At 68.1% G+C, this 7,417-nt stretch carries 7 protein-coding genes; all 7 read right to left on the minus strand.

The features are described 5' to 3' along the window. The 7 genes from MLG_RS14550 to rpmH all read right to left on the minus strand — a co-directional run bounded on the left by MLG_RS14550 (position 1) and on the right by rpmH (position 7,300). Complete coding sequence (locus tag MLG_RS14550; RefSeq protein WP_011630611.1) at positions 1-834, minus strand: ParA family protein; 834 nt, start codon at positions 832-834, stop codon at positions 1-3. Next, complete coding sequence (gene rsmG / locus MLG_RS14555; protein ID WP_011630612.1) at positions 831-1,493, minus strand: 16S rRNA (guanine(527)-N(7))-methyltransferase RsmG; 663 nt, start codon at positions 1,491-1,493, stop codon at positions 831-833. Before rsmG ends, MLG_RS14550 begins: the two co-directional genes overlap by 4 nt. Further along, positions 1,494-3,383, minus strand: a complete 1,890-nt coding sequence (gene mnmG, locus MLG_RS14560) for a tRNA uridine-5-carboxymethylaminomethyl(34) synthesis enzyme MnmG (RefSeq protein ID WP_011630613.1) — start codon at positions 3,381-3,383, stop codon at positions 1,494-1,496. It abuts the gene before it with no gap. Positions 3,384-3,690: 307 nt separating this feature from the next. Next, a complete protein-coding gene (gene mnmE, locus MLG_RS14565) occupies positions 3,691-5,025 on the minus strand; it encodes a tRNA uridine-5-carboxymethylaminomethyl(34) synthesis GTPase MnmE (RefSeq protein WP_011630614.1) in 1,335 nt (444 codons plus the stop codon). Positions 5,026-5,029: 4 nt separating this feature from the next. Then, positions 5,030-6,718, minus strand: coding sequence for a membrane protein insertase YidC (gene yidC, locus MLG_RS14570; protein ID WP_011630615.1), 1,689 nt, complete (start codon positions 6,716-6,718; stop codon positions 5,030-5,032). 71 nt (positions 6,719-6,789) lie between these two features. Then, positions 6,790-7,161, minus strand: coding sequence for a ribonuclease P protein component (gene rnpA, locus MLG_RS14575; protein WP_011630616.1), 372 nt, complete (start codon positions 7,159-7,161; stop codon positions 6,790-6,792). A gap of 4 nt (positions 7,162-7,165) precedes the next feature. Beyond that, positions 7,166-7,300, minus strand: a complete 135-nt coding sequence (rpmH, locus tag MLG_RS14580) for a 50S ribosomal protein L34 (RefSeq protein WP_011630617.1) — start codon at positions 7,298-7,300, stop codon at positions 7,166-7,168. Positions 7,301-7,417: the final 117 nt, after the last annotated feature.

Consider the following 7,417-nt stretch of genomic DNA (forward strand, 5'->3'; position numbering starts at 1 on the left):
TTAGTGTCCCGTCCCGGAAGTACGTTGCAGTCCGTCGCCGCCCTGGGCCACGGTGGGCACGGGCCCGGCACTACGGTGGCGGCGGACCAGTTCGCTGGCCAGTGCCATATAGGCCAAGGCACCGCGCGAGGAGCGATCATAATGCAAGGCGGGCAGGCCGTGGGAGGGGGCCTCGGCGAGCCGCACGTTGCGCGGAATCAGGGTCCGGTAGACCTGGTCGTCGAAATGGCTGCGCAACTGCGCCCCCACCTGGTTGGCCAAATTGTTGCGCGGATCGAACATGGTGCGGAGCAGGCCGTCGATACTCAGGTCGCGGTTGGCGGAGGCCTGGATCCGGCGGATGGTATCCAGCAGCGCCGTCAGCCCCTCCAGGGCGTAATACTCGCACTGGATGGGGATGAGCACACCGTCCGCCGCCACCAGCGCATTCACGGTCAGGATGTTTAGTGACGGGGGGCAATCGATCAGGATGTAATCATACTCCCCGACGACGGCGGCCAGCGCTCGGCGCAGGTACTGCTCGCGTTGCTCGGACTCCATCAGCGCCACTTCGGCGGCGGTCAGGTCGCCGTTGCCGGGGAGCAGATCAAAGCCGGTCTCCTTCAGCCGCATCCGGCAGTCGGCCAGCGGGCGTTCGCCCAGCAGGGCATCGTAGCCGACGCCGCCCTCGCGGTTCTTGTCGACACCGCACCCCACCGTGGCGTTGCCCTGGGGATCGAGATCGACCAGGAGGACGCGCTGTTTGTTGGCGGCCAGGGAGGCCGCCAGATTGACACAGGTGGTGGTCTTGCCCACCCCGCCCTTCTGGTTGGCTACCGCAATGATGCGTGTCATGGATTCGCTTCCTCAGTGGCTGACACCGCCGGGGCGGTCCAGGTCAGCAGATGGCGCTGCCCGGCGACGCCGGGGACATCCAGGGCCGTCAGGGTACAGCCGCGCAGGGAGCGCGGCAGCGCCGCCAGTTCCTCTTCGGGCAGCCGCCCCTTCATCGCCAGCACCCGACCACCGGCCCGGCACAGGCGCAGGGCCTCGGGGACATAGCCGGACAGCGCGGCAAAGGCACGGCTGACCACGGTATCGAAGGGTTGGCCAGGCCGGTAATCCGCCAACCGCGCCTGGGCAAACCGCAGCCGGTGGAGGCCGAGCTCCAGGGCCACCTGCCGGGTAAAGCGCTGCTTCTTGCCATTGCTGTCCAGGAGGGTGACGGTCAGCCCGGGCCGGGCCAGGGCCAGCGGGATACCGGGCAGCCCGGCGCCGCTGCCGACATCCAGCAGTGAATCGCCCTCAACGTACGGCAGGATGCTCAAGCTGTCCAGCAGGTGGCGGTGCAGCATCTCCCCGGGGTCGCGAATGGCGGAGAGGTTGTAGGCCCGGTTCCAGCGTTCGAGCAGGCGCAGATAGGTGATCAGCGCCTCGGCGGCACCCTCGGGGAGCGTCAGGCCCAAACGCTCCACACCGGTGTGGAGGGCCGGGAGCAACGGGTCGCCGGCCATTCAGGCGCTCTCCCTGAGCAGCCCCTGGCGGCGAAGGTGGACCAGTAGCAGGGAGACGGCCGCTGGCGTCACACCGGGGATGCGCGCCGCCTGGCCGACGGTGGCGGGTCGGTGCGCGGCGAGCTTTTCCCGCACCTCACTGGACAGGCCGGCGACCCGGTCGTAGGCCAGGCCCTCGGGCAAGGGCAGCTGCTCGTGGCGGCGGGCGCGGGCCACCTCGTCGTGCTGGCGCTCCAGGTAACCGGCGTAGCGGGCCTGGATCTCCAATTGCTCCACCACCTCGGCATCGGGCACCGGATCGCCGGCCCCGGGCAGGCGCATCAGGTCCGCATAGCCCACGTCGGGACGGCGCAACAGCTCCTCCAGCCGTTGCTCCTTACGCAAGGGGCCACCGAGCACCTGACGGGCCAAGGCGTCGGGCAGGTCGCCGGGACGGATCAGGGTGGCGGCGAGCCGCGCCTGCTCGCGTTCCAGGGCCTCCCGCTTGGCATTAAAGCGCCGCCAGCGCTCATCGTCCACCAGGCCCAGGTCCCGCCCGATCGGGGTCAGCCGCAGGTCGGCGTTGTCCTCGCGCAGCATCAGCCGGTACTCGGCGCGGCTGGTGAACATCCGGTAGGGCTCACGGGTCCCGCGGGTGATCAGGTCATCGACCAGCACCCCAAGGTAGGCCTGGTCGCGCCGCGGGTACCAGGGCTCGCGCCCCTGGACCCGGAGCGCGGCGTTGAGCCCGGCCAGCAGGCCCTGGGCGGCGGCCTCCTCGTAGCCGGTGGTGCCATTGATCTGGCCGGCAAACCACAGACCCTCGAGGTGGCGGGTCTCCAGGGTGGGGTGCAACCCGCGGGGGTCGAAAAAGTCGTATTCGATGGCGTAGCCCGGGCGGACGATGCGCGCCTGCTCGAGTCCGGGGATGGAGCGGACCAGTTCGTACTGCACATCAAACGGCAGGCTGGTGGAGATCCCGTTAGGGTAGACCTCGTGGGTATCCAGGCCCTCGGGCTCGAGGAAGATCTGGTGGCTGCCCTTGTCCGCGAACCGCACCACCTTGTCCTCGATGGAGGGGCAGTAGCGCGGACCCACGCCCTCTATCGTTCCGGAGTACATGGGCGAGCGATCCAAGGCACCGCGGATGATGTCATGGGTCTCGGGCCGGGTGTGGGCAATGTGGCAGGGAACCTGCGCCGGGTGCTCGTCAGGCCGGCCCAAAAAGGAGAAGACGGGGGCGGGATCATCGCCGGGCTGCTCAGTCAGTCGCGCCCAGTCGATGGTGCGCCCATCGAGGCGGGGCGGGGTGCCGGTCTTGAGGCGGTCCACCTGAAACGGCAACTCACGCAGCCGGGCGGCCAGGGCATTGGCGGCCGGGTCGCCGGCGCGACCGCCACCGTAGTTGCTCTCGCCGATGTGGATACGCCCGCCCAGGAAGGTGCCTACCGTCAACACCACCGCCGGGGCACGGAAGCGCAGGCCCATACCGGTGACCACCCCGGTCACCCGTCCGCCCTCGACGATGAGGTCGTCCACCGACTGTTGAAACAGCGCCAGCCTCGGCTGGTTCTCCACCGCCCGGCGGATGGCCTGGCGGTAGAGCTGGCGGTCCGCCTGGGCGCGGGTGGCCCGCACCGCCGGGCCTTTACGGCTGTTAAGGGTGCGGAACTGGATCCCACCGCGATCGGCCGCCCGGGCCATGATCCCGCCCAGGGCGTCGATTTCGCGCACCAGATGGCCCTTACCGATGCCGCCGATGGCGGGGTTGCAGCTCATCTGGCCCACGGTCTCGATACTGTGGGTCAGCAGCAGCGTGCGCGCACCGATGCGGGCGGCCGCCATGGCCGCTTCGGTGCCGGCGTGGCCGCCGCCGACGACGATGACATCAAAGCGCTCGGGATGGTCCATGGGAAATCAGGGCGTGGTTGCGGACAGGCTGCAATTATCACGCCGGCGGCTGCTCCGGTTCAACCGCTGTGAACCGGAGGCGTTCTTGTGGCCGGCAGGGCCGAGGGCCCGGTCCGCTCGGGGCTCCAATGGCGCACGCCTTCGGGGTGCCCTGCGCTACTCGGGAAAAATCGGCGCGCGTGAACTCGCTTCGCTCGAACAGGCACGCGCTTTTCCCGATTTTTCCCTGCGTTGCTCGGTGCGCCAAAGTCGCCCCGAGGGTACCTCGCCCCCGGCCCCACGAACCTAGCGCGTGCCTGTCGGCCAGTTACTTGCCAATGCAGAAGCTGCTGAAGATCTCGCCGAGCAGGTCCTCGCTGGTGAATTCCCCGGTGATCTCACCCAGGTTATGTTGCACCAGGCGCAACTCCTCTGCCGCGATCTCCCCGGCCATTTCCTCGACCAGCGCCCGGCGCGCCAGGGCCAGGTGGTCTGCCGCCCGCGCCAGCGCATCCAGATGCCGGCGGCGGGCGGAAAAGTGGCTGCCCGCCTCGCCGTAGCCCATGACCGACTTCAGGTGGTCACGCAGTGCCGGCAGACCGACCCCGGTCAGGGCGCTGACCGCGATAGCCACCTCATCGCCCGCCCGGCGCGGGCCCGGTGCCTCGTCGCTCAGGTCCACCTTGTTATATACCCGGGTCAGCGGGATATCCCCCGGCAGGGCCAGCGCCGCGGGGTCGATCGGCGGCTCACGAATATCTTGGATCAACAGCACGCGGTCCGCCTCGGCCATTGCGGCACGGGCGCGGCGGATACCCTCGGCCTCGATGCGGTCGGGGTCGTCGCGAAGGCCGGCGGTATCAATGACGTGCAGCGGCATGCCGTCGATATGCAGGTGCTCGCGCAACAGATCGCGGGTGGTACCGGGCACCTCGGTAACGATGGCGCTGTCGTCTTCGGTGAGGGCGTTGAGCAGGCTGGATTTGCCGGCATTCGGTGGGCCGGCCAGGACCACCTGCATCCCGTCGCGCAGCACCCGCCCTTGCCCGGCTTTATCGCGCAGGGCCTGGAGCTGATCGATCAAGGCACCGATCTGGCCGGCCACCGCCTCGTCGGCGAGGAAATCGATCTCCTCGTCACTGAAATCGATGGCCGCCTCCACCTGTACCCGCAGGCGGGTGACACGCGCCACCAGCTCGCGCACGGCGTCGCCGAAGGCCCCTTCCAGGCTGCGCAGTGCGGCTTGCGCACTGGCCTCACTGTCGGCGGCGATCAGATCGGCGATGGCCTCTGCCTGGGTCAGGTCCATCCGACCGTTGAGAAAGGCCCGCTCGGAGAACTCACCGGGGCGGGCCGGGTGGGCGCCCAGGGCATGGAGGCGACGCAGCAGCCGGTCCACCACCACTTCACCGCCGTGACCCTGCAGCTCCAGCACGTCCTCGCCGGTGAAACTGCGGGGGGCGGGAAAGTAAAGCATCAACCCCTCATCGAGGGTGTCGCCGCCGGCGTCGCAGAAGCGGGCCAGGACGGCGCGGCGCGGTTCCGGCAGCCGGCCGGCCAGGGCCCGGGCGATGGCCGGGACCGCCGGCCCGGAGACCCGGATCACTGCCACGCCGCCCCGTCCGGGCGGCGTGGCCAGTGCGCAGATGGTGGTCCGCGCCATCGGTTCAGTCTTTCTTCTTCTGGTCCTTGTCCGCCTTGCCCGACTTCGCCGCCTTGCCGGCCTCAATAGCCTCCAGGTTGCGCATGATGTACCACTGCTGGGCGATGGACAGACCGTTGTTGACCAGCCAATAGAGCACTAGACCGGCCGGGAAGAGCATGAAGAAGCCGGTGAAGACGATGGGCAGGGCCATCATGATGCGCTGCTGGATCGGGTCCAGGGGCGCTGGGTTGAGTCGCTGCTGCAGGAACATGGTCGCGCCCATGAGCAGCGGCAACACGAAGTAGGGGTCCCGCGAAGAGAGGTCCTGGATCCAAAGCATGAACGGCGCATGGCGCAGTTCCACCGACTCCAGCAGCACCCAGTAGAGGGCGATGAAGACCGGGATCTGCACCAGGATCGGCAGGCAGCCACCCAGCGGGTTGATCTTCTCCTTTTTATAGAGCTCCATCATCGCCTGGTTGAGCGCCTGCTTGTCATCGCCGTGGCGCTCCTTGAGCTGCTGCATCCGGGGCTGCACCCGGCGCATCTTGGCCATGGAGCGGTAGCTGGTGGCCGACAGCTTGTAGAAGGCGAGTTTGATCAACAGGGTTACCAGGATGATCGCCACACCCCAGTTACCGACGATGTCCTGGATATTGTCCAGGAGCCAGAACAGCGGCTTGGCGAGGACGGTGAGGAAACCGTAATCAACGCTCAGGGTCATGCTGTCATGGAGCTCGCGCAGACGATCCTGCTCCTTGGGCCCAACGAACAGGCGATTGACGAACTCCGCCTCGCCGCCCGGCTGCACGGTCTGGCGCCCGGAACTCATGCCCAGCACGTACTCGTTCCCGGCCTGCGCCCGGGTGTAGTAGCGTAGCGCCTGGCTCTCCGGGGGGATCCACGCCCCTAGGAAATAGTGCTGGATCATGGCCGCCCAACCGTCCCGGATGTCGCGGGAGAGGCTGGTGTCGTCCATGTCGTCGAAGCTGATCTTCTCGAACCGATCGTCCGGGCTGTAGATGGACCCGCCGGTGAAGGTATAGATGTACCAGGGGGTGGTGCCGGGCGGGTCGGGGTTACGACGCAGTTGGAAATAACTGTAGCCGCGCCATTCCTCGTCACCGGCGTTACGCACCTGGTGGCGCACATCAATCACATAGCTGTCCCGCTGCACGGTGTAGACCCGCGCCACCTCGATACCGCGGTTCTCATCGGCCCAGGTCAGGCGCACCTGGATCTCGTCCTCGCCCTCGCTTAGCCGGTACTCATCCCGTTCGGCCCGGAACAGCGCCCGGTGGTCGGGGCGATTGTCGCTGTCATCGATCAGCCCGGTTTGCGCGATGAACAGCGGATCACGGTCGTCGGCCATGAGCCGGAACGGGGTGTCATCGGTGGCGGTGGTGCCGTGCTGGAGCAGGTCCACCCGGCGGATATCACCGCCGCGGGTGGAGATCTCCAGATCCATCAGGTCGGTGACCACCCGGACCCGGCGCTCGTCCTCCACCTCGGCCCGGTCGCGGGCCGGCGTCTCGCCATCCGCCGGGTCCGGGGCCTCGTCCGGCGTCTCGGCCGGTGCCGGGACGTCGTCCTCCGCCTCAACCACCTCCTCGGTGGCCACCGGCGCCCTGGTGTCCCGCTCCCAACTGGTCCAGAGCAGCAGACCGAGGATCGAAAGGGCCAGAAAGAGGAATATGCGCTGGTTTTCCATGACCGCTCACCAGGGGGTTGGGTAGGGGGACACCGATGGGTACCCGAAAGGCGGGGAGGCGAAACCGCCCCTTAGTGCCTGTTGCCGTCGTTCAGCCGATCGTAGAGCCGCCCCAGGCTGCGGTGGAGCCGGGCCTTACTGGCCGTCCTCGCCGCCGGCCGCGCCAGGACCACGTAGTCTCGCTGTCCCAGCGCCGCCTGGCGTTGCCGGAAGACCTCCCGGGCGATCCGCTTGAGGCGGTTCCGGTCCACGGCACGAGGCGCGACCCTGCGGGAGATGGCCAGGCCCAGACGCGGGCCGACCTGGTCGTTGCCGCGTGCCAACACGGTGAAGTAGCGATCGGCGGCCTTCTGGGCGCCGGAAAAGACGCGCCGGTAGTCCTGGGGACGCGTTAGTCGGCGACGGCGCGGGAAGGCGCAGGGGCCATGGCCTCGGGCCGCCACCAAATCAGGGACAGAGACGATGGCGACCCTTGGCGCGACGCCGCGCCAGCACGGCACGCCCGTTCTTGGTGGCCATACGGGCCCGGAAGCCGTGGGTGCGCTTACGCTTGGTAACGCTGGGCTGGTAGGTGCGCTTCATGGTGATAATCCCTAGCCGTTGTCTGTGCGGGGAAAACTAAGCCGGCAAATCTACTGCGCGCGCGGCCCAGTGTCAATTGCCGGTAAGCGCCCGGGGGCTTAACATGCTGTGGATAAC

Origin of the sequence: Alkalilimnicola ehrlichii MLHE-1, assembly GCF_000014785.1 — a bacterium.
Classification (GTDB): domain Bacteria; phylum Pseudomonadota; class Gammaproteobacteria; order Nitrococcales; family Halorhodospiraceae; genus Alkalilimnicola; species Alkalilimnicola ehrlichii.

Excerpts from the sequence above, each read along its gene's own strand:
- mnmG (WP_011630613.1), bottom strand. The coding sequence starts at position 3,383 with ATGGACCATCCCGAGCGCTTTGATGTCATCGTCGTCGGCGGCGGCCAC.
- mnmE (WP_011630614.1), bottom strand. The coding sequence starts at position 5,025 with ATGGCGCGGACCACCATCTGCGCACTGGCCACGCCGCCCGGACGGGGC.
- rpmH (WP_011630617.1), bottom strand. The coding sequence starts at position 7,300 with ATGAAGCGCACCTACCAGCCCAGCGTTACCAAGCGTAAGCGCACCCAC.
- rsmG (WP_011630612.1), bottom strand. The coding sequence starts at position 1,493 with ATGGCCGGCGACCCGTTGCTCCCGGCCCTCCACACCGGTGTGGAGCGT.
- MLG_RS14550 (WP_011630611.1), bottom strand. The coding sequence starts at position 834 with ATGACACGCATCATTGCGGTAGCCAACCAGAAGGGCGGGGTGGGCAAG.
- yidC (WP_011630615.1), bottom strand. The coding sequence starts at position 6,718 with ATGGAAAACCAGCGCATATTCCTCTTTCTGGCCCTTTCGATCCTCGGT.